This window comes from Pelorhabdus sp. sgz311001 (genome assembly GCF_055901755.1).
Genome location: NZ_JBVXUT010000003.1, coordinates 43,324 through 68,613, shown reverse-complemented (window position 1 = coordinate 68,613; position 25,290 = coordinate 43,324). Strand labels below are relative to the sequence as shown.

26 protein-coding genes are annotated in these 25,290 nt (G+C 42.7%); 23 read left to right on the top strand and 3 right to left on the bottom strand.

Annotated elements, in window-relative coordinates:
- Nucleotides 1-14: 14 nt before the first annotated feature.
- The 6 genes from AC0MXB_RS09175 to AC0MXB_RS09150 all read left to right on the top strand — a co-directional run bounded on the left by AC0MXB_RS09175 (nt 15) and on the right by AC0MXB_RS09150 (nt 6,957).
- Entirely contained in the window at nt 15-764 is a 750-nt protein-coding gene (locus tag AC0MXB_RS09175) for an alpha/beta fold hydrolase (protein ID WP_474039368.1), read from the top strand.
- Between the two features lie 47 nt (nt 765-811).
- A complete protein-coding gene (locus AC0MXB_RS09170) occupies nt 812-2,218 on the top strand; it encodes an S-layer homology domain-containing protein (protein WP_474039367.1) in 1,407 nt (468 codons plus the stop codon).
- 132 nt (nt 2,219-2,350) lie between these two features.
- Complete coding sequence (locus AC0MXB_RS09165; protein ID WP_474039366.1) at nt 2,351-3,730, top strand: sodium-dependent transporter; 1,380 nt, start codon at nt 2,351-2,353, stop codon at nt 3,728-3,730.
- A 104-nt stretch (nt 3,731-3,834) separates the two neighbouring features.
- Nucleotides 3,835-4,776: an AEC family transporter gene (locus AC0MXB_RS09160; RefSeq protein WP_474039365.1), complete on the top strand. Its 942-nt coding sequence runs from the start codon at nt 3,835-3,837 to the stop codon at nt 4,774-4,776.
- A gap of 84 nt (nt 4,777-4,860) precedes the next feature.
- The gene (locus tag AC0MXB_RS09155; protein ID WP_474039364.1) at nt 4,861-5,775 is read left to right on the top strand and encodes a DUF2156 domain-containing protein; all 915 of its coding nucleotides are present in this window, start codon (nt 4,861-4,863) and stop codon (nt 5,773-5,775) included.
- A gap of 6 nt (nt 5,776-5,781) precedes the next feature.
- Entirely contained in the window at nt 5,782-6,957 is a 1,176-nt protein-coding gene (locus AC0MXB_RS09150; protein ID WP_474039363.1) for a GNAT family N-acetyltransferase, read from the top strand.
- A 118-nt stretch (nt 6,958-7,075) separates the two neighbouring features.
- Here the strand turns inward: AC0MXB_RS09150 and AC0MXB_RS09145 are convergent, their stop codons facing one another.
- Complete coding sequence (locus tag AC0MXB_RS09145) at nt 7,076-7,531, bottom strand: DUF441 domain-containing protein (protein WP_474039362.1); 456 nt, start codon at nt 7,529-7,531, stop codon at nt 7,076-7,078.
- 80 nt (nt 7,532-7,611) lie between these two features.
- Nucleotides 7,612-8,394, bottom strand: a complete 783-nt coding sequence (xth, locus tag AC0MXB_RS09140; RefSeq protein ID WP_474039361.1) for an exodeoxyribonuclease III — start codon at nt 8,392-8,394, stop codon at nt 7,612-7,614.
- 222 nt (nt 8,395-8,616) lie between these two features.
- Here xth and AC0MXB_RS09135 point away from each other — a divergent pair, with 222 nt between their 5' ends.
- From AC0MXB_RS09135 to AC0MXB_RS09105, 7 genes are all read left to right on the top strand, one after another.
- Nucleotides 8,617-8,988 (top strand): response regulator, encoded by a 372-nt coding sequence (locus AC0MXB_RS09135; protein ID WP_474039733.1) that lies wholly within the window; start codon nt 8,617-8,619, stop codon nt 8,986-8,988.
- A 12-nt stretch (nt 8,989-9,000) separates the two neighbouring features.
- Nucleotides 9,001-9,876, top strand: coding sequence for a hypothetical protein (locus AC0MXB_RS09130; RefSeq protein ID WP_474039360.1), 876 nt, complete (start codon nt 9,001-9,003; stop codon nt 9,874-9,876).
- 138 nt (nt 9,877-10,014) lie between these two features.
- Nucleotides 10,015-10,803, top strand: coding sequence for an IclR family transcriptional regulator (locus AC0MXB_RS09125; RefSeq protein WP_474039359.1), 789 nt, complete (start codon nt 10,015-10,017; stop codon nt 10,801-10,803).
- An 18-nt stretch (nt 10,804-10,821) separates the two neighbouring features.
- Nucleotides 10,822-11,769 carry a sugar kinase gene (locus AC0MXB_RS09120; protein ID WP_474039358.1) on the top strand — a complete coding sequence of 316 codons (948 nt, stop codon included), beginning with the start codon at nt 10,822-10,824 and terminating at the stop codon, nt 11,767-11,769.
- Between the two features lie 41 nt (nt 11,770-11,810).
- Nucleotides 11,811-12,284, top strand: coding sequence for a NanQ anomerase/TabA/YiaL family protein (locus tag AC0MXB_RS09115; RefSeq protein WP_474039357.1), 474 nt, complete (start codon nt 11,811-11,813; stop codon nt 12,282-12,284).
- A 263-nt stretch (nt 12,285-12,547) separates the two neighbouring features.
- Nucleotides 12,548-13,939 carry a PhoH family protein gene (locus AC0MXB_RS09110; RefSeq protein WP_474039356.1) on the top strand — a complete coding sequence of 464 codons (1,392 nt, stop codon included), beginning with the start codon at nt 12,548-12,550 and terminating at the stop codon, nt 13,937-13,939.
- Between the two features lie 245 nt (nt 13,940-14,184).
- Nucleotides 14,185-15,936, top strand: coding sequence for a methyl-accepting chemotaxis protein (locus tag AC0MXB_RS09105; protein WP_474039355.1), 1,752 nt, complete (start codon nt 14,185-14,187; stop codon nt 15,934-15,936).
- 48 nt (nt 15,937-15,984) lie between these two features.
- On the opposite strand, the gene AC0MXB_RS09100 is transcribed toward AC0MXB_RS09105, so the two are convergent.
- Nucleotides 15,985-16,245, bottom strand: a complete 261-nt coding sequence (locus AC0MXB_RS09100) for a hypothetical protein (RefSeq protein ID WP_474039354.1) — start codon at nt 16,243-16,245, stop codon at nt 15,985-15,987.
- A 227-nt stretch (nt 16,246-16,472) separates the two neighbouring features.
- Between AC0MXB_RS09100 and AC0MXB_RS09095 the strand changes: the two genes are divergently transcribed.
- The 10 genes from AC0MXB_RS09095 (at nt 16,473) to glpX (ending at nt 25,273) form a co-directional block, all read left to right on the top strand.
- Nucleotides 16,473-17,018: a YwiB family protein gene (locus AC0MXB_RS09095; RefSeq protein ID WP_474039353.1), complete on the top strand. Its 546-nt coding sequence runs from the start codon at nt 16,473-16,475 to the stop codon at nt 17,016-17,018.
- The gene (gene argS / locus AC0MXB_RS09090; protein WP_474039352.1) at nt 17,015-18,679 is read left to right on the top strand and encodes an arginine--tRNA ligase; all 1,665 of its coding nucleotides are present in this window, start codon (nt 17,015-17,017) and stop codon (nt 18,677-18,679) included. Before AC0MXB_RS09095 ends, argS begins: the two co-directional genes overlap by 4 nt.
- Before the next feature lie 32 nt (nt 18,680-18,711).
- Nucleotides 18,712-19,065: a DNA-directed RNA polymerase subunit delta gene (rpoE, locus tag AC0MXB_RS09085; protein WP_474039732.1), complete on the top strand. Its 354-nt coding sequence runs from the start codon at nt 18,712-18,714 to the stop codon at nt 19,063-19,065.
- A gap of 91 nt (nt 19,066-19,156) precedes the next feature.
- Nucleotides 19,157-20,770: a CTP synthase gene (locus AC0MXB_RS09080; protein WP_474039351.1), complete on the top strand. Its 1,614-nt coding sequence runs from the start codon at nt 19,157-19,159 to the stop codon at nt 20,768-20,770.
- Between the two features lie 71 nt (nt 20,771-20,841).
- Nucleotides 20,842-21,783: a signal peptide peptidase SppA gene (gene sppA / locus AC0MXB_RS09075; protein ID WP_474039350.1), complete on the top strand. Its 942-nt coding sequence runs from the start codon at nt 20,842-20,844 to the stop codon at nt 21,781-21,783.
- A 4-nt stretch (nt 21,784-21,787) separates the two neighbouring features.
- Complete coding sequence (locus AC0MXB_RS09070) at nt 21,788-22,372, top strand: YIP1 family protein (RefSeq protein ID WP_474039349.1); 585 nt, start codon at nt 21,788-21,790, stop codon at nt 22,370-22,372.
- A 103-nt stretch (nt 22,373-22,475) separates the two neighbouring features.
- A complete protein-coding gene (locus AC0MXB_RS09065) occupies nt 22,476-22,871 on the top strand; it encodes a response regulator (protein ID WP_474039348.1) in 396 nt (131 codons plus the stop codon).
- An 84-nt stretch (nt 22,872-22,955) separates the two neighbouring features.
- The gene (locus tag AC0MXB_RS09060; RefSeq protein WP_474039347.1) at nt 22,956-23,597 is read left to right on the top strand and encodes a hypothetical protein; all 642 of its coding nucleotides are present in this window, start codon (nt 22,956-22,958) and stop codon (nt 23,595-23,597) included.
- A 16-nt stretch (nt 23,598-23,613) separates the two neighbouring features.
- Nucleotides 23,614-24,258, top strand: coding sequence for a fructose-6-phosphate aldolase (fsa, locus tag AC0MXB_RS09055; protein WP_474039346.1), 645 nt, complete (start codon nt 23,614-23,616; stop codon nt 24,256-24,258).
- A gap of 52 nt (nt 24,259-24,310) precedes the next feature.
- Entirely contained in the window at nt 24,311-25,273 is a 963-nt protein-coding gene (gene glpX, locus AC0MXB_RS09050) for a class II fructose-bisphosphatase (RefSeq protein WP_474039345.1), read from the top strand.
- The last annotated feature ends 17 nt before the right edge of the window (nt 25,274-25,290 follow it).

Sequence of the window (25,290 nt, the reverse complement as noted above, 5' to 3'; positions counted from 1 at the left end):
GGCAGGGAAACCTTATGACATCGCGTAAACTTGCGTATTTGACGCAGGGAAAGGGCTCTACAACTGTTGTCTTTATTCATGGAAATTTAGCTTCTTCTCAGTGGTGGAACATGGTCATGAAGCGGTTGGAATCTGCTTGTCAAATGATTGCTGTTGATTTAAACGGTTATGGTGCGAGCCAACCGGGACGTGAGGCTGTGACGCTAACGGATCACGCAAAAGATATACAAAAAACCTTAGAATCTATGGAATTAACAAGCTTTATTTTGGTCGGCCATTCTCTTGGCGGTGCTGTAGCTATGAAGTTTGCTGAATTGTTTCCCGAAAAGCTGCTGGGCCTGATTCTGATTGACTCTGTTTCTTTGCACGGACTCGATACGATGAATTATGCCGCCTTGGAGACGGTTGTTTCACAGGAAGAACTGCTGATTGCTTCTCTGCTACACACTTTAGCGGTTCCCGTAAGACCGGAAATTAAAGAACTTATGACAAGAGAGTGTCTGAAAGCTAAGGCTGCGTTTATTCCCAATACACATGCTTTGGAAAGGGCTGATTTTAGCCAAATGGCGGCAGCTTTTGCGAAACCTGTTCTTGTAATTCATGGGAAACTTGACAATGTGATTCCTTATGAAGCGGGGCAAGCGCTAGCCAAGGCTTTTCCCAGTGGTGAATTTATTCTATTTGATGCGGTTGGACATAATCCGCCGCTGGAAGATCCCGATTTGTTAACGGCGCAACTGGTGCGGTTTTTGGCAAAAGTATAAATGTGAGGAGTTTGGGGTAAAGGAGAGACGGGGAGGATATGAGAATAATGCATAAGCAAAAAAGCAAGAAAAGGATGCTAATGGCGCTAGTAATTTCTTGTTCAACTGTATTTTCTGGTACGGTGTGGGCGGCACCAGAAACGTTTGCTGACGTTCCAATGCAACACTGGTCCTATCATGCCGTACAGGAGCTTGCCAAAGAGGGGATCATATCAGGTGATGCCGGTCGGTTTAATGGCGATCGTACCGTAACTCGCTATGAAATGGCAGTCATGATTGCCAATGGTATGACAAAAATGGCGAAAGCTGACGCGCAGCAAAAAGCAATGCTAGAAAAATTGGCGGCGGAATATGATAATGATTTAAAACAAATCGGTGCGCGGCTAGTCAAAGTAGAGGCTCAGGCGGCGCGCGCCGAAGCAAAGGCGAAAGTCAATTTCTTTTTTGATAATCGCTTGGAATATACCCATAATTCGCTTGATTCGAATAACAATACAGGTGCTTGGGCAACAAATGGCAAGGTGAAAGATAAAGATCAATTTATGGAACGGATTCGTATTTATATGAACGTGCCAGTAGGCGATCAATGGGACTGGAATGCGCGATTTGTTCAGGCGAAATGGAGTTTCAACTCAACAAGTGACACAGCTACAGCGACAAGTAACAATGGAACAGCCCGCTTTGATCGGTTTTGGTTAACTGGTAAGAATATGTTTGGCGGTACCGTAGAAATGGGGAAAATGCAATTGTATCCTGGTAAAGGCGCATTTTTTGGCAATACAGGCGACACGGAAGGGCTTTATTATACGAGGCAAAAAGGCAAGCTCACAGTTCGCTCTGGCGTAGCTCGCAGTAGTTATTTAGTAGCTTCAGGGCAGATGATTAATTTTGGCGAGGTCACCTATCGTCCGACAAAGACGATGGATATTGGCGCCTATGTTTTGCGGCAAAACTATAATAATGGGATTAAAGATTTGAATCTTTTCGTAGTAAATGGCGCAGCAGAAGTGATTCCAGGCGGGTTAGCTTTGTCCTTTGAATATGCGAAAAATAGAGCAGATGATATTGCTTCCTTACGTTTCAAAGGTAAGCAGAGTGGTTACTTTATCGCTCTTCAGTCGAAGTATGCGGCAACCAATTATAATCCATCACTATATACGAATATGGTAAATCCCTTTAAACAGGGCGACAGCGGCTGGGGGATTTCTTATCGGCATATGCCGAGCGGCGTAGCCGGGTATGTGAATCGCGGCGCCTTTAGCTGGATACCACTCACGACAGATAGTGCTGGATCTTGGCAAAATACTTTTGATGGCATCAATGCTTGGCGCTTTGATTATGTTTATGTTCCATGGAAAAATGTGCAGTGGACTCTTACTTATGACAGAATCAAACCGATTAATGGAAATTGGACCAATAACAGCATTCAATCCACATTTAACTTTTTCTTCTAAACAAAATCATTTAGCTTCCGGCGACGCTGGAAGCTTTTGTCCTTTACAAGTGTACAAAATGATTAGTTTTGATTGACGTTTCTTTGCAGGCTATGATAATATGAACAAAAAGTCTGAAAAGGAGGAAAGTTTGTGGCGAAGTCGTTTAAAACAGGCGAGAGGGAAACCTTTTCTTCTGGTCTGGCGGTCTTTTTTGCAACATTAGGCTCAGCAGTTGGATTGGGAAATATATGGAAATTCCCTTATTTAACAGGCGAATACGGCGGGGGCGCTTTTTTACTGGTCTATTTTATTTGTATTTTGTTTATTGGCCTGCCGATTATGGTTGGTGAGTTTTACGTAGGTCGTAAGACGCGCAAAAATCCTGTTGGTGCTTATAAATCTTTAAAACCAGGCAGTGGCTGGCATACATCAGGCCTCATGGGTGTGGCGGCAGCGTATTTAATTATGTTTTTTTACAGTTGTGTGGCTGGCTGGGTGTACTTATACCTATTTAAGGCTCTAAAAGGGGATTTTGCAGGAATTACGATGGCGGCGGCCAAAAGTGAATTTGGCAGCACCATTGCCGGTCCTCTATCGCCAATTATCTGGCAGTTTATAGTGCTCTTGGTTGTTTGTGCGATTTTGGTAATGGGAGTACAGAAAGGGATTGAAAAGATTACGAAAACTTTAATGCCTTTGCTGTTTATCCTAATTATTATTTGTGATATCAGGGCCCTCACTTTACCGGGAGCTTCGGAAGGCCTGAATTTCTTATTCCAAGTGGATTTCAGTAAACTTACGTCGACAGCAATTTTAACTGCCATGGGACTGGCTTTCTTTAAGCTTTCACTTGGCATGGGCACGATGGTTACTTATGGCAGCTATTTTACGAAAGACAACCATCTTTTTGCTACCGCCGGAAAAGTAGCGCTGTCTGATACGGCTGTTTCTATGCTTGCTGGCATTGCGATTTTTCCTACGGTCTTTTCTTTTGGTATGGAGCCTGGTGCTGGACCGGGACTGCTCTTCATGACAATTCCGCTTGTTTTTTCGCAAATGCCTTTTGGCAGTATTTTGCTTGTAGCTTTTTTCTTTTTGACATCCATTGCAGCAACAACGGCCATGCTTTCTCTCGTGGAAGTGCCGACAGCCTATTGCGTAGAAGAGCGGAAAATGGGACGTTCAACAGCGGTTATTATGAATGGCGTCATTATCGCTCTAATTGGAATTCTAGCATCTTTATCAGTTGATAAGGATAGCTTGTTAGGCGGAGTGACCATTTTTGGTAAAGGGTTCTTTGACTTATTCGACTATATTTCCTCAAATATTCTTCTGCCTGTGGGCGGGCTGTTAATTTCAATTTTTATTGGCTATGTGCTCAAAAAAGAAGATTTGAAACGCGAACTTTCGAATGATGGCACTTTGTCGATTGACGGAATTTTTTCCGCTTTCTACTTTGTGATTCGTTATGTTACGCCGATTCTGCTTATTGTAGTTTTCTTAAATTCTATTGGGATTCTTAAGGTTTGACGCTACGGTAGTTTCAGTGGTAAAATAAAATGACGAAAGAAAAAATTGGCCTGCCCAGATTTTGGGCTGGGCCTTTTTCTACTTTGACAAAGGAGGTTGAGTGGTTGCTGTTACTGATAAAGCTCCTTTATTTTGTCGTAGATGTTATTTTACCGCTCTGTGTTGGTTATTTATTGCGACGATTTTCGGCTGGACGCCAAGCTTTTTTTGATAAGGTTATCGTAGTGAATTTGCTCGTGGTGTATCCTTTTTTGACGATCCTTTCTTTTTGGCAAATGAAAATTTCAATGCATATGCTATATTTGCCTATTCTTGGTGTGATTATGAGTTTTGTACCAGCCATGATCGCCTACCGCGGCAGTAAGAAAAAGTATCCTGATCCGCTCGATCAAGGCAGTTATATGCTTGCGGCTACTTTGTCTAATACTCTCACTTTAGGCGGCTTAGTCGCTTTTATTTTATATGGCGAACCGGGGTATGCTTATACGGTACTTATTTTACTTTTTGGAAATTTGATTTTGTTCCTGTTTTGTTTTCCCATGGCTCAGCACTATTACGATTTAAGTAAGGGTGATAAAAGTCATAGAATCTCATGGAAAAAGATTCTTTGGAATCGAAATCAATTACCAACCCTTAGTGTTTTTGTGGGACTCGGTCTTAGTATTAGTGGTTTTGAACGACCTGCGTTTTTTGAATGGATATTTCAAGCACTTGTCCATGTTGGCGCTTGGACAGCGTTAATTCCTGTAGGCTATGCTATGGATTTCGGCCAAATTCGTTCGCATTGGCGGCAAACTGCTGATTTACTATGGGTAAAGTTTATTGCAACTCCATTGATTTTGTTTGTCATGGCCTATCCTTTTGTTGAAGAAAAAGTCGCACTGTATACGCTTCTTGTTATTTCCAGCACGCCTACAGCCATTAATGCTGTGCTTACAGCTAGGCTATATCGTTTAAATATTCATATCGCTACAGCCTCTTTTGTATTAACAACTGGTTTTTACTTATTTTTGTTTGTACCTATTTTATTTTGGGTGCTTTTATAAATAAAGTCTTTATCAATAAGAAAATATTTGCCAATAGTTTTTGTTTGCAGTACTATAAGGGTTAGACAGAAAAAATTTGAGGGTGTGGTTTTTATTTTATTTCGACCAATTGTTTTAGAAGATAAAGAGCTTATTGACAGTTACTTTCAAGCGAATCGCTATGAAAGTTCGGTGTATACTTTCACTAATTTTTACATGTGGCGGAAACCTTATAATATTGAGTGGGCCGAAGTAGAAGGCTGCTTGTGTGTTAGAGCCGCTCATCACGACCATACTTACATGTTACCGCCCATTCCGAAAGCTACAGGCGGATCGATTGCCGCCGCGCTTACTGTGGTAATTGATTATTTTAAGGAGTTAGGTCAGCCTTTTTTATTAAAAGGAGCGACTTTAGACGATAAGGCAGCGCTTGAGGCAGCGCGTCCTAACCTTTTTACGTTTGAAGCAGACCGAAAAAACTTCGACTATGTCTACCTAGCCGAAGATCTAAAATGGCTCAAAGGCCGCAAATATAGCAGCAAGAAAAATCATTTAAATTACTTTAAACGCACTTACAGTCAATACCAGTATTTGCCGTTGACGCCAGATCTTTTGCCGAGTTGTAAGAAAACGGCTTTGGAATGGTATGAACTCAGAGGTCTTGATGAAGATAGTGAAATTGATCTGGAAAAGGATGCCGTCATTGATATGCTGGATCATTTTGCCGCGATGAAATTGACTGGCGGTGTCATCTTGATTGATGGGAAAATGGAGGCTTTTTCGATTGGTGAACCTCTTAATAGTGATACGGCGGTCATCCATGTAGAAAAAGGCAATCCCAATATTCGCGGTCTTTATCAAGCCATTAACCAAGAGTTTTGTCGTAACGCTTGGGAAAATATGACTTATATTAATCGGGAAGAAGACATGGGAATGGAAGGCTTGCGCCAAGCGAAAGAGTCTTATCATCCCGTGAAAATGGTAGAAAAATATGATGTGATGATTACTGCCGAGGGGTGACTTTAGGTGGAGTATCGATTGATTGAACCGCGAGAAGAAACGGCCATCAAAAAATTATGGTCTTACTGTTTTGAGCCAGAGGGACACCCTTTTTTTGAATGGTATTTCGGGAAATATTATAAGCCAGAAAATGTTTTGGCTGGTGTTAAGGATGGGCATCTCTTGTGTTGTCTCCATCTAAATCCTTATAAAATTTTTCTACGGGGCCAAGAGTTTGCTACGTCGTACATTGTGGGCGTGGCCACAGCGCCGGAGGCTCGCAGCCAAAAGTCGATTGGGGGGCTTCTAGCCGAATCTTTGGTCGAAATGAGGCGGCGTGGTCAGTGGGTAGTTTTGTTAATGCCCTTTAAAGGCATTTTTTATTATCCTTATGATTTTGAGTTTTGTTATCATTCATTGCTGTATGATGTTGATTTGGCAGATTTGCGTTTTGCTGCATCTGGAGATGGCGTATTTAAGGCTGTGACCGAAGAAAACATTTGTTTTCTACAACCAGTTTATGAAGCTTATACGAAAGATCTGCATGGCTATCCTGTGCGCCAAGCGGCAAGCTGGCGACAGCTTTACGAAGAACATCAGACTGATCAGGGCCATGCCTATCTGCTGTTTGAAGCCGATGAGGCGGTAGGCTATATTTTTTATATGTTGAAAGAAGATAAAGTTGTGGTAAAGGAAATGGCTTATCGGAGTGAAACGGCTAAACAGGCGCTGTTGCGTTTTTGTTATAATCACCGCTCTCAAGTAAGTCGTCTCTATTGGCTGGCGCCGATTGATGATGGAACGTTATTTTCATTACCAGACCCTAAAGTGGGCGTATCAATCTATCCTTTTATGACAGCTCGTATTGTCGACGTGGTAAAAGCTCTGTCGGAGGTTTCTTATCCGCCAGTAGCAACAGGGCGAATTGTGTTTGCCGTAAATGATCCCTTGGCGACGTGGAATCACGGCACCTTTGCGCTTACGGTTCAAGAAGGGCGTGGGCAAGTGGTAAAGCTGACAGATGAGATGATTAGCGGGGCTGAATGCTGTTTTACGAGCGGTACCTTAGCGCAATTGCTTTTTGGTCGAGTTTCTGCTAGCCAACTACACAAAATGGGAAAAATCAAAGCGCCGCTGGCGGCGTTGGCACTTCTGGATCAATTCTTTCCTGCTTGTATGAATTACATTAACGAATATTATTAAAACTTCACGAACAATTTAGCTCTTTTCATAGGGCCTAGAGATAAGAAAAGAAGAGTGTAGCTACCGATTTGGCGGTTAGCAACACTCTTCTTATTCATTTTACTGATTGCAGTCTAAATTAGTGAAAGAAGCGGCTTAGCGAAATAATTCCCCAAACAACGCCGCTGGCAATCAGCGGACCAATGGCCAAACCTTGAAAAAAGCAGACACCGATAATGGTGCCAATTAATAGCGGCGTAATGACTTCCGGTGCAGACGACATAAAGGGAACGCCTCGTCCGGCAATCCAGGCCATAAACAGGCCGACTCCTAGTGCGATAAAAGCTACAGGTGAGCGAAAAGATGTTACCATGTCTTTAGCGGTAATACTCTGATTGGCAATGGGAACAAGAATGGCCATTGTGAGGATAATGATGCCCCAAGAAAGACCGTGGCTTTCGATAAAGGGAAAGTACTGATCAAGGCCGAGTAACTTTAAAAATAATAAGGATGCAGCAGCAATCGCGACTGAATTGTTATGGCCAATGACTGAAAGAACAAGAATGGCCAGCAAAGGTAAGTTATCAAAGTTCATCGAAAAATCACTCCGTAAAGGCAAGTTTTGCTGTTACTCTATTCCGCGCATAGGGAAAAGGGAACTGCTGTCTGTTTCGTTTATAAATGAAAGGTAGCAACAAGCGGGGCGTGGTCTGATGGTCGTTCTGTTTGACGCAGTTCTGTGGCTACGAAGGCTTTTTGGGAAGCTGCGGCCAAAGGCGCAGTAGCATAAATATGATCAATTCGCCAGCCAAGGCCGCGCGGTAGCGCATCTTTAATCCGATAATCCCAAAAAGTATATAAGCCGCCTGTCGGGCAATGCTTGCGAAAAATATCCGTAAAGCCCCATTCGCGGACACTAGCTAGCGCTTCTTGTTCAGCTGGATGGAAGCCGACACGACCAGCAAGACGCTTCGGATCATAAACATCAAGGGGATCTGGCGCTACATTAAAATCGCCGAGCCAGAGGAGCGGTTCATTAGGCTCATGGTGTCGTCTGAAATAATCGCCCATATGGCGCAGCCATTCTAATTTATAGTTGAAATAATCTGTGCCAACTTCACGTCCTTGAGGAACATAGGTATTTACAATCGTAAAGGCGGAAAATTTAGCTGCAATCAGGCGAGCCTCGCCGTCAGCGCCCCATTCGTCAAGGCCAAAGGTGACACTGATCGGCTTTTCTTTGCTGAGAATAGCGACGCCGTTTTTTCCTTTTTCCCCGCGAAAGGTAGCGTGATAGCCAATTTGCTGGAGTGGTTCCCAGGGGAAGTCTGGATCTTGTACTTTCGTTTCTTGTAAGCCGATCATATCGATGTTTTCTTTCAGTAGCCAATTGCAAAGATCTTGCAATCGAACACGGAGCGAATTTATATTAAACGTAGCAATTTGTATTTGACTCATCGATGGCAGCCTCCTATGCAGCAAGTTTTTACTACACTTCGCAGTTTTATGAAAAAAGTCCTTTTTTTCGTAAGGCAGGCAGAATTACTCAATAAAATGTAAAAAAAACATTTATATTGCAGGAATTTGTTTCAAGTAAAGATAATATATGTAGCGTAGGCAATCGTAGGTAGTATCACCTATTTCGTATTGGATAAACGCAAAGGGAAAGGGAGACGAATGATGGAAGTGGCTAAAATAAAAGTGTTGATCTGTGATGATTCGATGCTTGTACGTCGGCAGCTAAAAACATTATTAGAGAATGAGTTTAACTGCGAGGTAGTTGAAGCAGCCAATGGACAGGAGGCAATCGCAAAATATCAGTCTGAGAAGCCTAAATTAGTCTTAATGGATATTGTTATGCCTGAATGTGATGGGCTCGAGGCTTTAAAACAAATTCGTTCTTTTGACGGTAAGGCTCAGGTTGTAATGGTGTCATCGACAGGTACGTCGGAAAAGCTGATTACTGCTTTGAAATTAGGCGCTGTTGACTTTATTCAAAAACCCTTTGAGCAAGAGCAAATTTCAAAAGCCATTGCAAACGTACGAGGCTAAAGGAGAGAGAATATGTTTAGTCAATATTTTGGACAATATTTATTGAATAAAGGAATTCTTCGAGCAGAACAGGTGGAAGAAGCGCTGGACTTAGAGCAGTCTGTTCGTGTAAAACTCGGTATTTTAGCTATGAATGCAGGTTATATGACAGTGACGCAGGTAGAAGAGATCAATGCGTTGCAGAAAAAACGTGACCGTCGGTTTGGTGAGTTGGCTATTGATAAAGGTTATTTAACGGAACAGCAGTTGGAACAACTTCTAAAATCACAGGAACAAAAATATTTGAATTTGAGTCAGGTTATTGTCGATAAAGGCTTTTTGTCTCTCAGTGAAGTAGATGAGGCCTTATCAAATTATAAAGCGGAAAATCAACTTTCCGATGAACATATTCAGGCTTTGGCTAAGGCGGATATTGATGCCATCGTACGTTTTAGTCTTGATTTTCGCCGCGAAGAAAAAGCTGACGCATACTACAATTATGCAGCGCTCACTTTGCGGAATATTGTACGCTTTTTGAATGAGACACCGGTCTTGTTAAAGAATAATCCGGTTGTGGGCGCCTCCTTTCCTTGGCTTGTTACGCAGAATATGGTCAGTAAAGATTCTTTGCTTACCGGCTTAGGAATGGATGATAGCACGTTGTTAGCTTTGGCAAAACGATTTAGCGGCGAGGAAATCAGTAGTACTGTAGATGCCTTTGCCAAAGATTGCGCCGGTGAGTTTTTAAATTTAACAAATGGAATTTTCAGTGTAAATTCTTCGAATCAAGGAATTAGCTATGACTTAGAACCCCAGGAAGTAATGGCGAAAAAAGCATTTCCATCAATTAAAGGGCAAGTCATTCCAGTACGGGTATCGTTTGGTCTAATTTGTATTTTTGTCAATTAAAACAGCCTAAGGGCTGTTTTAATTTTGACTATTTCGTGTGATTATTCAAAAAAATCTTGACGATTTTCTTAACGGCGTTTTATACTGTTTATAGACAGATATGTGAATGGCATTCATATATGTGAATGGAGTGTGGTTATGGCAAGTGTTCGATCGAATAAATCTGCCGCCCGCGTTGTAGATATTCTCGTCCTTTCAGCGAAGAGCAGCCGCTCTTTAACTTTAGCTGAGATTGCGCGTGAACTTCAGATTCCGAAAAGCAGTGCGTTTGATTTAGTCTATACGCTGGTGGAAAAAGGTTTTTTAGAATTAGATGAGCAAAATGGCGCAGCTTTTACTCTGGGACTTAAAGTATTTGAAGTGGGAGCCGCTTTTCTTTCGAAGGCTGATTTGCATCGTGCGGCAAGAGCTCGCCTAGAATATTTAGTGGCTGCTACGGGGCGAACAGCTTTTTTGGCGACAGAAAATCATGGGGAAATCGTTTATCTTGATAAAGTGGAGCCTCATTCTGCTATTTTTACGGGCGCGTTGCTAGGATCGCGCAATCCGATGAGTTGTACGGGACTTGGTAAAGCCTTGTTAGCTGCTTGGCCGCAGGAAAAAGTAGAAGCTTTGTTGCGTGAAAAGGGTCTTGCCTGTAAAACCGCTTTTAGCATTACGGAGCCGCAGCGTTTATTTGCTGAGCTTTCTCTCATCAAACAACGCGGCTATGCTTTAGATGAACGTGAAAATGAGACGGATATTTTTTGTGTGGCTGCGCCGATTTTTGACCGCAGAGATAGGGCAGTTGCGGCAATTAGTGTAGCGAATCCCGCCAGTTCCATGGATGAGGCGGCGATCAAAATACAAGGAACCTTGATGGTAGAAAGTGCGTTAGCAATATCGCGTCAACTTGGTTTTTTGCGGCAGAAACTTTATGAACTTTAAAATGAAGGAGGCCCTATTATGGCTGATATTGTAACAATTGGTGAAACTATGATGCTGCTGAATCCGCAGCAAACTGGTTCCTTGCGGTATGTAACAAATTTTACGAAAACTTTAGGCGGGGCAGAGTCTAATTTATGTATTGCCGCCAGTCGACTTGGTCATACGGCAGGCTGGATTAGTCGTCTCGGTGATGATGAATTTGGTCTGTTTATTCGTAACTTTCTTCGCGGGGAAGGTGTTGATACAGAGCAAGTTGTGTTTGACGGACAGGCGCCTACGGCCGTCTTTTTTAAAGAACGTCGCGAAGGTGCCGAATCGCGCGTATATTATTATCGCAAGCTATCGGCAGCCAGCCGTTTGACACCGGCAGACCTTGATGAAGATTATATAAAGGCGGCTAAATTTCTCCATATAACGGGAATTACTCCAGCGCTTAGCGACAGTTGCCGAGAAACGGTTTTCGCTGCTGTGACGATTGCCAAAAAACATGGCGTACAGATATCTTTTGATCCAAATATTCGTCTGAAATTATGGTCTTTAGAAGAAGCGCGGCCGGTGCTGACGAAGTTAGCGGAACTATCTGATTATTTCTTCCCGGGCGAGAAGGAATTAGAGCAGCTTTATCCTGGACAAAAACTAGGCGATGTAGTTGCTGATCTTTTGGCAAAAGGCGTAAAAAAGGTAATTCTTAAAGAAGGAGAAACTGGTTGTACTATTTTTACGAAAGAAGAGCCGTTAAAGGTACCTGGCTGCCCAGTTACACTGGTAGATCCGATCGGTGCCGGCGATGGCTTTGCCGCCGGATTTTTAGCTGGGAAGTTACGTAATTTATCAGATTACGAGGCTGGTCGCCTTGGCAATGCTGTTGGCGCTATGGCCGTAACGGCTACAGGCGATATTGAAGGATATCCCACAGATCGCGAAGTACAGGCCTTTCTTTGCAATACGACGATTATTGAACGCTGAGAAGCGCAGTGCTTTTTATTATATGGAGGATGGTGGCAGCTATGATTATTGGCAGAGTAGATCAGACAGTAGAAGAAGTGAAGCGCTATGGCGAAGTTTTTCATTATGCTTTAAAGTATCTCAAAGATACGGACTTTTCTAGCTTACAGGAAGGACGCTATGAACTAGAAAAAGGCATTTTTGCTTTGCTGCAAAAGTATCAAGCAAAGTCCTTTGCTGAGAGTCGTCCCGAAAATCATGTAAAGTATATTGATATCCAATATATTGTAGCTGGTCAGGAACAGATCGGTTGGGCATTACTTACGCCAGCCGCCGTCGTGACTGAAGATTTGCTGCAGGATAAGGATCTCTGTTTTTACAGTACTGTCGAAACAGAAGTTATGACAACACTTACAGCTGGCATGTTCGCTATTTACTTTCCCGAAGATGTTCATCGGCCTGGGGTACGTGTTGGCGATCACGCTGATGTTGTGACAAAGGTCGTTGTTAAGATTCCGGTAGACTTAGTGAAATAACTGTTGCTTTGGAGCGATAAAAAGGAATTATTACGGTGAGACTGTCTTTTGATGAAGGCAGTCTCTTTTACTTATGTTAATTTTTTCTTAAGTCTTTTTGTCGGCAAAGGAGTTTTGTCCATAGAGCAATAAGAAGATAAGTGGTGACATTTACTTGGCTTTCTTGAATACATTATAGTAGGTGATGCTAGTTATTTGAGGGCTGTTTTGCTTGTCTTTAGCAGAATCATGACGGTGTGGGAAGACAAAAAGGAGGAAAAAAGTTGAGAAAATATTACGTTCTCGATACAAATGTGTTGCTGCATTCTCCTAACGCTATCTTTGCATTCAACGAACATTGCGTCATTATTCCTGAAGTTGTTTTTGAAGAACTGGATCGCTTTAAGAAAGAAGCGTCTGATCGTGGGGCAAACAGCCGCCAAGTCAGTCGATTGATTGATGAATTGCGTATGAGGGGCAATCTTTTAACAGGTGTCGCAATTAACGAAGAAGGCGGTATATTGCAGATAGAGACGAATCATCTTTCCACATCTGTCGGCCCCTATTGGGAAAAAGGAAAGCCCGATAATCGAATTTTGCAAGTATGTAAAGGTCTTGCCGACGAGCAAAAAGAGGTTATTTTAGTTTCCAAAGATACGAATATGCGAGTAAAAGCGGCGGTGCTTACAATCACAGCGGAAGATTTTCGTAATGAAAAAGTTGCTGTTATGGAAGAACAGTATACAGGCCGCGCTACTGTATATACATCATCTGAGCTACTCGACTATTTCCATGCTGGCGAAGAGCATTTTATTAGGCCAGAAGATGTTTTTACGTATGATGAAGGCGCACAACGTCTTGTAGCACAGGAACTTACGGTAAATCAATTCTTGGTGATTCGCTCAACCGAGAAGGAAAAGCACACAGCTTTAGGTCGTTTTGACGGCAAGAAGATTGTGCATCTTCGTTATAAGAACCATAATCCTTTTGGGATTGCGCCGCGCAGCGTTGGGCAGATTTTCATGCAGGAATGTCTCATGATGAGCGCCGATCAAGCTCCTTTGGTAATTATTAAGGGGCCGGCTGGCACAGCAAAAACTTTTTATTCTTTAGCTGTCGGCTTATATAAAACAATGGACTGTTGTCCCCGCGAATATAATCATCTGCTGATTTGTCGCCCTAATATTCCCATGGATGAGGAGATTGGTTTTCTTCCTGGGTCAGAAAGCGATAAGATCGGCGTGTTTATGCGAGGCATTCGTGATAATCTGTTTACTTTAATGAATGGGAATGCCGAAATGATCCAAGATACGAAAGATTTAGCTGCCGCCGAAGATACGGTTCAGATGCTCTTTGATAAACGGATTATTCAGACGGAAGCGTTGGCTTATCAACGCGGCCGTTCGCTGCAACGGTATTGGATGCTGCTTGATGAAATGCAAAATTCGACGCCGCGGCAGGCGAAAGGCGTAATCACTCGACCGGGGCTTGGTACCAAAATCATATTAATTGGTGACCCGGCTCAGATCGATCATCCGTATCTAGACAGTCGATCAAATGGACTTGTCTACGCTAGTGAAAAAATGCGCGGCTCAGCGCTTTGCTATCAGGTAACCCTGAGTCATGATGAATGTGAACGTTCGCCTTTAGCGGCGGAAGCGTCTTTGCGTTTATAATGGGATTGATTGCAGGAAAAGCCGGTGTTTTGACGCTGGCTTTTTTTATTTCCCCAATTCGCCCTTTGACGCTAATTTTTTACATGATAAGAGGGTTTTACCAGTAAGTGGCGAATAATATTTGACAATAGATTTGCTTTATCGCGATACATAGAGGTTTTACAGAGGCTTTTTTGGGGAGCTTAACGCAAGGAAATGACCGCTTTGTATAGTAATTGTAGTGAATTTTTTAGATTGATAGGAGGGTGGTTGGCGGCATGGCCAATATGGGGAAAATGACAATCGGTAAAAAAATTGCCGGAGTAATGGCTTTTATTCTTATTTTAATCGTAATTATGGCGGGGACTTCGTTTTATTCGCTGACGAACTCGAAAGAATTGCTAGCGGCAGTGAATGGGGCAAACGAGCGGGTTATGGTGTCTGATGATATTGTCAGTCAGTATAAAGAAGCTGTTTTAGCAATTCGCAGTTATGTGGCTTATGGTGATGAAAGCTCTTATCAAAAGGTTGAGCCTGAAATGGATAAGACGATTGCCTTGGAGCAAAAGCTGCTGGCTATGGCTCGTGCGGATAAACGGCAGGAAGTGCAAGCTGTAATTGATAAAACTACAACCTATAAGAAAATTATTGTAAGTCAATATATGCCGCTGGCGCAGCAGTATCAAACGAATCTTTCGGCAGGAAATTTGAGTGAAGCTTTAGCAGCAAAACAAAAAATGGATAATGTAGCGCAGCAGGCACGGGCGCTAGCGAAAGAAGTTGACGAATCGGTTAATTTTTTCTCTGATGCCAATAAAGCTCATGCTGATTCTTTGGTGCAAGAAAGTATGACAAATGCAAATCGCGTGATTTATGTCTCCGTTATTTTGAGTCTTATTTCACTGCTTTTTGCTGTTTTTGCCGCGATTGTTCTTACACGGGTTATTAAAAAGCCGGTGATTGAAATTGTTGGGATAGCCAATGCTTATGCCGATGGCGATTTGCGTGATGAAGTTCATTGGCAATCAAATGACGAATTTGGCGATTTGGCCGATTCGTTGCGGTTAATGCATAAGAATTTTGTGGAAATGATTAGCAATATTCGAATCTCATCGGAACAACTTGCAGCGGCTTCGGAAGAAACGGCTGCTTCGACGGAGGAAGTTACTGCAAGCAGTGAAGAAATTTCTCGCAACATGGAAAATCTCGCTAAGGAAGCAGATTCCGGCAATAAATCGATGTTGGAAGCATCGCAGTCGCTAGTGCAATTATCAAGTTTGATTCAAATTGCTAAGTCTAAATCGCAGACTTCCATGGAATCAGCCGTTTCTACAATGGCTGTAGCGGAAAAAGGCCGCAATAAAGTCAATGAATCTGTTCATAACATGGAAAATATCAAAAATCAATCGGAGCACACGAGTCAAGTTATTGCCGATTTAGATCAGTACTCACAACAGATTGGCGCCATTGTTGATATGATTACATCTATAGCGAATCAAACCAACTTACTGGCACTAAATGCGGCCATTGAAGCTGCTAGAGCTGGCGAGGCTGGTAAAGGCTTTGCTGTTGTAGCTGAGGAAGTACGAAAATTGGCGGAACAATCCAACGACGGGGCTCAGGAAATTACGGCACTTGTGAAGAAGGTCACGGAAAAAACCCAGATGGCTGTGTCTACGATGCAGCAAAATTCAGTAGAGATCGCTACAGGGGTTTTAACAGTGAATGAAGCGGGACAAGCCCTTGATCAAATCTTAGAAGCGTTTGAACATGCCAAGGAAAATACGCAGGAAATTTTCCAAATTACTTCAGAAGAAGTAGCAAATTCGGAAAAAATTGTTCGCGTGATCGATGCTTTGGCATCTGTTATTGAAGTAGTGGCATCTCATTGTTTAGAAGTTATGGCGGCAGCGCAGCAGCAGTCGGCTGCGATGGAAACCGTTGCTTCTGCGTCGGAAGAAACAAGCGCGATGGCCAATGAGTTAGAAGGTTCGATTGAACAGTTTAAAGTGAAATAAAATATTTTATAGAAAAAAAGCTGCCCCTTGAAAAGGGCAGCTTTTTTCTTATTCACCGTAATCGTTATTGCTGTCATACTTGGCGGTTAAAGTTCCGTAGGTGTCTTTGCTTTGTTTGTTTTTCGTAGTTGATGTTTGTTGTGAAGATGTGGTATTTGTTCCAGCGCCTGATGCCATGCTGCTTGTTGATGATGCGGCGGAAGAGGAGGAATAATCATTGTTGGCGTCTTGCTTGGCAGTCATTGTACCATACTCGTTTTTGCTTTGCATAGTACTGGTGTTTTTAGATTGACTGGTTTTGTTTGTCATATAGTTACCTCCTGCAGAACTTATTTTGGAACCGTTATTATTATGTGTCGAAGAATTTTTGCGATACGTGGCAAAATTTTATTTTGTCAGACTTTGCTAGCTCATGGCTGAAGTTTACAAAAAATATAGTTAGAGGAAAATAAAATCATTTTGTTGTATAATTTAGCAACTGAGGCATAGACTAAAAGCAGGAAGATATAGTTTTTATATCTTCCGGGCAGGCGCCGTTGCTTTGTGGATTTTACGCAAAGGGCGGCGCTACGGTTTTTTTTGCCTGTGAATCCGTTTTGGCTATGGAAAATCAATACGCTTTAGGCTATAATAGATTCAGTTATGAAGGAGATGCTATGGGCAAAGTAATTATTTCCGTGATCGGAACCCAAAAAGATCATTCTGGCGAAGAAAATAAAATTGAATTTGTCAGCGTAGGAACTCATTATCAAAAAAACAATAAGGACTTTTTTCGGTATGAAGAAAGCGGACTCAGCGGTTTAAAAGCCGGTCATACGGTACTAAAAGTCGATCCAGCTGAGGTTATTATTCTCCGCATGGGGCAGGTCGAACAAAAACTGATATTTCAAGAAGGGAAAATCAGAGAAAGTTTGTATCAGACTCCTTACGGAGCTTTTGCATTGTCAATTGAGACTCGATCTTTGTCGATAAATCTAGAACAAGGTTGCGGCGAGATCAAAATTCATTATGACTTGACAATGGAAGGCCAATGGCAAAGTGAAAACCGATTAGCCATTGTTATACAGGAGGAAAAATCGTGAATATTAAGGAGTCATTAACAAACCTTATTTATGAAGCTGCTAAACAGGCTGTAGCTGATAAGGTTTTTACAGCAGAAACATTCCCAGATATTATTTTAGAAGTACCACCCCAAAAAGAATTTGGCGATTTTGCTACGAATTTTGCCATGCAGTTAGCGAGAACAGCGCGTATGAATCCGCGTCAAGTTGCTGTAGCTTTGACGGAGCGTATGAAAGGCTCTTTTTTGGAAAAGACGGAAATTGCTGGACCGGGATTTATTAATTTTTACTTAAAAAAGAATTGGCTGTACGATTTGTTGGCAGAAGCTTTAGCTGCTGGAGAAAATTACGGCAACACAACAAAAGGACAAGGCCAAAAAGTGCAGGTGGAATTTGTTAGTGCGAATCCGACAGGACCGCTTCATGTCGGTCATGGCCGTGGCGCTGCAGTAGGCAGTGCTTTAGTCAATCTATTACGCGCTGCTGGTTATAATGCACAGGCTGAATATTATATTAATGATGCTGGTAATCAAATTGATAATTTAGCGGCTTCCGTTAATGCTCGTTATTTAGAGCTTTTAGGAAAAAACGCTGAGTTTCCTGAAAATGGTTACCATGGTGAAGATATTATTGCAACAGCCAAGCAGATTATTGCTGCCGAAGGCGACCGCTATCTTAGTGTTTCCCTGGAAGAACGGTTAGCAGTTTTTAAAGAATTGGCTTTAACGGAAAAACTGAATCATTTAAAAGAGGATCTAGCTGCGTTTAATGTGGCTTTTGACGTATGGTTCAGTGAGCGTACTTTGCATAACGAAAAAGCCATTGAAGCAGCCTGTGAAGTTTTAAAAGAACAAAGTATGCTTTACGAACAAGATGGCGCTTTATGGCTCAAGTCAACGGCTTATGGCGATGATAAAGACCGGGTTGTTATTCGTGACAATAAAGTGCCTACTTACTTGGCTGCCGATATTGCCTACCATCATAACAAATTTTTACGGGGCTTTGATAAGGTCATCAATATTTGGGGCGCTGACCATCATGGCTATATTTGTCGTGTAAAAGCTGCTGTAGCGGCTCTGGGGCATAATGCCGAGAACTTGGAAGTATTGATTGTTCAGATGGTCAATTTGTTTCGTGATGGCGAGCTTGTCAAGATGTCTAAACGGACTGGGCAAAGCGTAACCTTAACGGAATTGATTGAGGAAGTTGGCACAGATGCAGCTCGCTTTTTCTTTATTATGCGATCCATTGATAGCCAACTTGATTTTGATTTGAATTTGGCCAAAGAACGGTCTAATGAAAATCCTGTGTTCTATATTCAGTATGCCCATGCTAGAATAAAGAGCATTTTCCATCAAGTTGCTGAAGCGGGAATCTCTTTGCCGGACTTGGCTAAAGTAGATTTGACAGTTCTTCAGCAGGAGCAAGAAATTGATTTGATTAAGAAAATTGGCGAATATCCCGAGGAAATTTCCTGGGCTGCAGCCGAACGAGCACCTCATCGGATTGCTCGCTATACTCATGAACTTGCTGCTTTATTCCATTCTTTTTATAACCAGTGCCGTATTATTGGTGTAGAGGCGCCAGTGCAGCAAGCGCGACTGGCTCTTGTTACAGCGGTTCTGCAAGTGCTGACTCATGCTTTAAAAATCTTAGGAATTACAGCACCTGATAAAATGTAATTTGTTTCGGGAGGAAAAGAAACGTGCAACAAATGAACAAAGATATTGCGGAAATTGATATTGCCTGCCAGATTCTGCGGGAAACGGGCGAAGGAATGTATTTTAAAGACTTAATTGCTAAGGTTTTGGAAATTAAGCCGAAGCGCTCGGTTTCAATGGGGCAGGCTATGGCTGAAATTCATACCCAGATTAATATGGACAGTCGTTTCGTCTATTTAGGCAATGGTCGCTGGGGCTTAAATCAATGGGGGCCTCGGTTGGCAAAACAGGATGAAAGTGACTTAGAAGAGCTTGAAGAGTATGATGAAGAGTATGATGAAGAAGTAGATGAGGAAGCAAGCGACAGTGACGATGATCTTTTGCTGCGCGATAGAGAAGAAGCGTAGTAAACCTTGAAACTGCCTTGACAGCTGCTTTTGCTGGCGATACAATTATGAACATATTGGCTGAGTGGTCAAATATTTAGGAGGAAATTTTATGGCAAAGTATATATTTGTAACCGGGGGGGTTGTCTCATCCTTAGGTAAAGGGATTACGGCTGCATCTCTTGGTCGGCTCCTGAAAAGCCGAGGTCTGAGTGTAACAATTCAAAAATTTGATCCTTATATTAATATTGATCCGGGAACGATGAGTCCTTATCAACATGGTGAAGTATTCGTTACGGAAGACGGCGGCGAAACGGACCTTGATTTAGGTCATTACGAACGGTTTATTGATATCAATCTGAGTAAGAGTTCGAATGTAACAGCAGGGAAAATTTACTGGTCTGTCATTAATAAAGAACGCAAGGGCGATTATTTGGGCAGTACTGTTCAGGTTATCCCTCATATTACGAATGAGATAAAAGAAAGAATCTATCGTCTGGGTAAAGAAGAACAGGCTGATGTCGTCATTACCGAAATCGGCGGCACTGTAGGTGATATTGAAAGTCTGCCTTTTCTAGAAGCAATTCGTCAAGTGAAGAAAGAAGTTGGCCGTAACGGCGTTCTTTACCTTCATGTAACGCTAGTTCCTTACATTCAAGCCGCTGGCGAACTGAAAACCAAACCGACGCAGCATAGTGTTAAAGAACTTCGCAGCATCGGGATTCATCCGGATATTATTGTTTGTCGGACAGAACATGAAATTTCGCCAGATATGCGCGATAAATTGGCTCTGTTCTGTGATATTGATTCTGATGCGGTTATTCAAAATAAAACAGCTTCATCCATTTACGATGTCCCGCAAATGTTAGCTGAAGAAGGTTTAGATCGTATTGTTATGGAAAAACTGAACCTTTCAGCGGCTGAGCCAGATATGACGGAATGGTATCAGATGGTCAATAAAATTCATGGTTCGAAAGAACAGGTTGAAATTGCTGTTGTTGGTAAATATGTGGCGCTTCATGATGCTTATATGAGTGTGACTGAATCGTTATATCATGCTGGTATTGCTAATGATGCCAAGATCTCGATTAAATGGGTTGATGCAGAAGAAATTGAAGCGCCTGCAACTGACTTAGAAGAAGTATTTGCTGGTGTGAGTGGTATCCTCGTTCCTGGTGGTTTTGGCGATCGCGGTATCGAAGGAAAAATCAAAGCAATTCGTTATGCTCGGGAAAATAAAATTCCATTCTTCGGTCTTTGCCTTGGCATGCAGACGGCTGTTATTGAATTTGCCCGTAATGTATGCCACTTGACTGGCGCTCATAGTACCGAATTTGATGCTGACACGGCGCATCCAGTTATTGACCTTATGCCTGATCAAATGGAAGTTGTCGATAAAGGCGGTACAATGCGACTCGGCGTATATCCTTGTAAGGTCATGGAAAACACTTTGACTCACAAGGCGTATCAAGATGAAATTATTTATGAACGTCATCGTCATCGTTTTGAATTTAATAATGCCTATAGACAGACTTTGACAGATTGCGGTTTGGTTATTGGCGGAACTCTGCCGAATGGCCGTCTTGTCGAAATTGTGGAACTGAAACAAGAAGTTCATCCTTGGTTTGTAGCAACGCAGTTCCATCCTGAATTTAAATCTCGTCCGACAACGCCGCATCCGTTATTCCGCGATTTTGTTACGGCAAGCTTACAATATAAGAAATAATGCAATGAAGAAACTGTTGGCATGCCAACAGTTTCTTTTGCCAAAAGCAGTTAACCAAAGCGAGGGAGTCCATGATGTATAAAAAATCAGTTGTCTATGTTTTGATCGCTGTTTTTACTTTATCAGCGCTTGCTCTTATGGTGATTCCCAGTCTAAAAAAACAAGCGAAAGAGGAAAAAGCAAAAATCGCTGTTATTTACGTAGAAGGAGTGATTAATGGCGGCCGTTCGCAAATGGGTATGTTCAGTGAGCAAGGGGGAACGGACGAGGTCATCAAACAGCTTCATGAAGCACGAGATGATAAAAGCGTAAAAGCTGTTGTACTTAGAATTAATAGTCCTGGCGGCAGTGCGCCAGCGGCGCAGGAAGTGGGCGAGGAAATCAAAAAATTGCGCGCTTCCGGTAAGCTTGTTGTTGCTTCTATGGGAGATATGGCCGCTTCGGGCGGATATTGGCTAGCTGCTGTATCGGATAAAATTTATGCCAATCCAGCTACTCTTACCGGCAGTATTGGCGTATATATTCCCTATACAAATTTAGAAGAGCTTTATAAAAAGATCGGCTTGCATCAAGAAAAAATAAAAAGCGGTGTTTATAAAGATATTTTATCGCCGGAACGAACCATGACAGCCAAGGAACGGGAGTTAATTCAGGTTATGGTTGATGATTTATATGAGCAGTTTGTGGCCGTTGTTGCTGAGGGCCGCCATATGGATCCGGCGAAAGTCCGTTCTTTGGCTGACGGCCGTGTTTATACGGGGCATCAGGCTAAGGATTTGGGACTCGTTGATGAATATGGCAATCTCTATGATGCAATTGATGGCGCGGCAGCACTTGCTGGATTCAAAGGAAAGCCGGAAATTGTGGAATATGGCAAAAAGAATCCCTTGGCAGTTTTAGTTGGCGCTGATAGCAAACTGTCTTTTGAAAAGCTCATTATGAAACAGTTAGCTGATGGACAGGCGACATTGCTGCAGGGGCCATTGGCTTTGCCGTTATCAGAGAGCAGGTGAGAGGATGCAATCAACCTGGGAAATTTTATATGATGTGATTTTTCAGCCCCGTGAAGCCTTTCGTTCCTTCCAATTTGGGGCGCCGATCGCTTTGGCGCTATTGCTTGTGATTCTTGCAGCAACAGCCCCCTCGTTGCTTTTCGCTAAAATGCTGACAGAGTCGCCAGAAGGGTACTTTTTTTCTTTCTTCTTGTTTCATGAAACGCTATTTACGTTTCTTATTTGGATTATTGGCACAGGTTTGTATCATTTGATAGCGGAATTAAGCGGTGGTAAGGGCAAAGTTACTGCCTTATTTGCCGCTTTAGGTATGGCGCACTTACCTCGCCTAGTTCTTTTGCCTTGTTCGGTGTTAAGCTATTTGCTTAGCGGAACACTTTTGACTCTCTGGAATATGGCAGTTGCCATAGGAATTGCGATTTGGACCGTTTATCTGCTTTACTGTGCGCTGATATCGGTTTATCAATTGACTAGGGCCAAGGCGATTTTGTTGCTTCTTTCGCCGCTGCTAGCTGGACTTTTGCTAGTTTTATTGGGGAGCACTTTTCTTGTGTTTTGGTTTAGCCAATTTATTGGTGGATATTTGTAATTTTTGGTAATTAAAGCAGGACTTTTTCTTTTTCGTGCGAATAACCGTAATAGATAACAGCAACAAGAACACTATGCAGCTAAGGCGCAAAATAAGAAAGCAGGTGGAGAGTTTGTCCTACACAGTACTGGTGATCGATGATCAGCCTGGAATTCGGCGGCTTCTGGTAGAGGTGTTAACAGAGGAAGGTCACCTTGTGGTAGCTGCCTCTAACGGTTACGAAGGATTGCAAAAAGCGAAAGAATGTCAGCCGCAGCTTATTCTCATGGATATGAAAATGCCGGGTATGGATGGGATTGAAACATTGCGGGAATTAAAAAAAGCGGGCCTAGGCGATAAGGTAATTATGATGACTGCCTATGGCGAGCTTGACCTTGTCAATCAGGCTAGAGAAATTGGTGCCTACGATTATATTACTAAGCCTTTTGATATTATTGCACTTTGCGAACGGATTCAGCAGTTAGCGCAAGAAGAAGGTTCACAAGCGAAAATTGGGTAGGAAAATGCTCCGGCTAGCCGGAGCATTTTCTTTGCAGGACTTTTATCTTGGGTGGCGAAAAGAATAGATAAGGAGGGAGAGATAATGGTAATTGGCACTCAAACTACACTGGCCTTATATTGTCAAAAATGCGGGAGTTTAATCACCCATGATTTGTCACGGTTTGCTGTAGGCAAAAATCTGCCGAAATCGCTTTATTGCAGCTGTGGACACTGTCAGGGAAGTGTAATCAGTGTTGGTGTGCGTCAATCTCTATTACAAATCCCTTGTGTGGTCTGTGAAACAGACCATCTTATCGTGATGGAAAATCGGCAGTTTTGGCAGGAACAGGTAAGTAAGGTTTATTGCGTGGAAGAAAATTTAGAGCTTGGCTTTGTTGGAAGCCGCCAAGCGATTGAAGAAATGCTTGCCGCCCATAAACGGGAGCTTGATAATATTTTTCCAGAAAATTCGTATGCCGATCATGAAGAGGCTGTAGCCAATTCGCAGGTCATGTTAGAAATCATTAATTTGGTTCATGATATTGCGGAGCGGGGCGGTGTTTATTGCCGTTGCGGCGGCACGGCCATTGAAGCAGATATTTTACCTGATCATGTCGAGCTGCTATGCGGTCAATGCGGCGGGCGTCAGATTATCCCGGCATTAACCGAAGAGGATGTTCTGTTGCTTAAGGCCCGCGACTCGATCGAAATTGTGCCATTGCGCCGTTCCCGGCGCAAACATTGAAGGCAGGAGGTTGAATATGAAGTTTTTCTTAGATACGGCCAATCTGAATGAAATTAAGGAAGCGGTTAAACTCGGTGTTGTTGCTGGTGTGACGACAAATCCTTCGCTGATTGCCAAGGAAAAAAGAAATATACATGAGGTCATTAAAGAAATTGCAGCGATTGTTCCTGGTCCAATTAGTGCTGAAGTAATTGGAACAACTTATGAAGAAATGCTACCTGAAGCGAGAGTGCTGGCGAAACTTGCGGCTAATGTCGTAGTTAAGGTTCCCATGACGGCGGAAGGTTTGAAAACCGTTGCTGCACTGACGGCGGAAGGAATCAAAACGAATGTAACGCTGGTTTTTTCGGCGAATCAGGCACTTTTGGCCGCTCGAGCTGGGGCAACTTATGTGAGCCCTTTTTTAGGTCGCCTTGACGATATTAGCCAAGATGGCGTAGAATTAGTGCAGACGATTACGAATATATTTGCTTTACATGATATTGACACAGAAGTAATTGCTGCAAGTGTGCGGCATCCTTTGCATGTCACACAGGCGGCGTTGGCTGGTTCGCATATTGCGACAGTTCCTTATAAAGTACTGTTGTCTCTATTGAACCATCCTTTAACGGACGCGGGTATTGCTCGTTTCTTAGAGGACTGGAAACAAGCGAATATGTAATGAGTTTAGCGCCAGCAAATGGCGCTTGAAGAAATGACAGGGAGATGCAAACATGGATCGTGAATTAGCCTTAGAATTTGTTCGGGTAACTGAAGCAGCAGCGATTGCTTCCGCACGTTTAATGGGACGGGGAGACAAGATCGGAGCTGACCAAGCTGCTGTTGATGCAATGCGTCGCGCTTTTGATAGTGTATCGATCAGCGGTCGCGTCGTAATTGGTGAAGGCGAAATGGACGAAGCTCCAATGCTGTACATTGGGGAACAAGTTGGTGCTGGTGGAATTGAAGTCGATATAGCTGTAGATCCGCTAGAAGGAACAAATCTTGTAGCGAAAGGACTTCCTGGTGCTATCGCTGTTTTGGCTATTGCCCCGAAAGGCGGTTTACTGCATGCACCTGATATGTACATGCAGAAAATCTGCGTTGGTCCAAAGGCGGCAGGCAAAATTCATTTAGATGCACCTGTTGCTGAAAATTTACGGGTTGTTGCTGAATCCTTAGACCGTAAGATTGAGGATTTAACAGTTGTTACTTTAGATCGTGAACGTCATGCGAAAATCATTAAAGATGTACGTGATGCTGGCGCTCGCATTAAACTAATTTCCGATGGCGATGTATCGCCAGCAATTAATGCAGCCATTGAAGGAACTGGTGTTCATATGCTTCTCGGCATTGGTGGCGCGCCAGAAGGCGTTGTTGCAGCAGCTGCTTTAAAATGCTTAGGCGGCGATATGCAGGCGCGGCTTGTGCCTGAAAATGACGAAGAAATTGCCAGAGCTCACAAAATGGGCATTAGTGATTTGAATAAAGTGATGACAATTGATGATTTAGTTCATGGCGAAGATGTTATGTTTGCTGGTACGGCAATTACGGAAGGCGATTTGCTTCGTGGTGTTCATTATTTTGGCGGCGGCGTAAGAACTCATTCGATTGTGATGCGTTATAAACGCGGTACCGTTCGCTTTGTTGATGCGATTCATAAACTCGATGACAAAAATATTGCTCTGAAACGATAATCAATTTAGTGAGTTTA

Bases quoted from the DNA above. Each gene is read 5' to 3' on its own strand.
- AC0MXB_RS09175 (WP_474039368.1), top strand. From the start codon at position 15: ATGACATCGCGTAAACTTGCGTATTTGACGCAGGGAAAGGGCTCTACA.
- AC0MXB_RS09170 (WP_474039367.1), top strand. From the start codon at position 812: ATGCATAAGCAAAAAAGCAAGAAAAGGATGCTAATGGCGCTAGTAATT.
- AC0MXB_RS09145 (WP_474039362.1), bottom strand. From the start codon at position 7,531: ATGAACTTTGATAACTTACCTTTGCTGGCCATTCTTGTTCTTTCAGTC.
- xth (WP_474039361.1), bottom strand. From the start codon at position 8,394: ATGAGTCAAATACAAATTGCTACGTTTAATATAAATTCGCTCCGTGTT.
- AC0MXB_RS09135 (WP_474039733.1), top strand. From the start codon at position 8,617: ATGGAAGTGGCTAAAATAAAAGTGTTGATCTGTGATGATTCGATGCTT.
- AC0MXB_RS09130 (WP_474039360.1), top strand. From the start codon at position 9,001: ATGTTTAGTCAATATTTTGGACAATATTTATTGAATAAAGGAATTCTT.
- AC0MXB_RS09125 (WP_474039359.1), top strand. From the start codon at position 10,015: ATGGCAAGTGTTCGATCGAATAAATCTGCCGCCCGCGTTGTAGATATT.
- AC0MXB_RS09120 (WP_474039358.1), top strand. From the start codon at position 10,822: ATGGCTGATATTGTAACAATTGGTGAAACTATGATGCTGCTGAATCCG.
- AC0MXB_RS09115 (WP_474039357.1), top strand. From the start codon at position 11,811: ATGATTATTGGCAGAGTAGATCAGACAGTAGAAGAAGTGAAGCGCTAT.
- AC0MXB_RS09100 (WP_474039354.1), bottom strand. From the start codon at position 16,245: ATGACAAACAAAACCAGTCAATCTAAAAACACCAGTACTATGCAAAGC.
- rpoE (WP_474039732.1), top strand. From the start codon at position 18,712: ATGAACAAAGATATTGCGGAAATTGATATTGCCTGCCAGATTCTGCGG.
- AC0MXB_RS09080 (WP_474039351.1), top strand. From the start codon at position 19,157: ATGGCAAAGTATATATTTGTAACCGGGGGGGTTGTCTCATCCTTAGGT.
- sppA (WP_474039350.1), top strand. From the start codon at position 20,842: ATGATGTATAAAAAATCAGTTGTCTATGTTTTGATCGCTGTTTTTACT.
- AC0MXB_RS09070 (WP_474039349.1), top strand. From the start codon at position 21,788: ATGCAATCAACCTGGGAAATTTTATATGATGTGATTTTTCAGCCCCGT.
- AC0MXB_RS09060 (WP_474039347.1), top strand. From the start codon at position 22,956: ATGGTAATTGGCACTCAAACTACACTGGCCTTATATTGTCAAAAATGC.
- fsa (WP_474039346.1), top strand. From the start codon at position 23,614: ATGAAGTTTTTCTTAGATACGGCCAATCTGAATGAAATTAAGGAAGCG.
- glpX (WP_474039345.1), top strand. From the start codon at position 24,311: ATGGATCGTGAATTAGCCTTAGAATTTGTTCGGGTAACTGAAGCAGCA.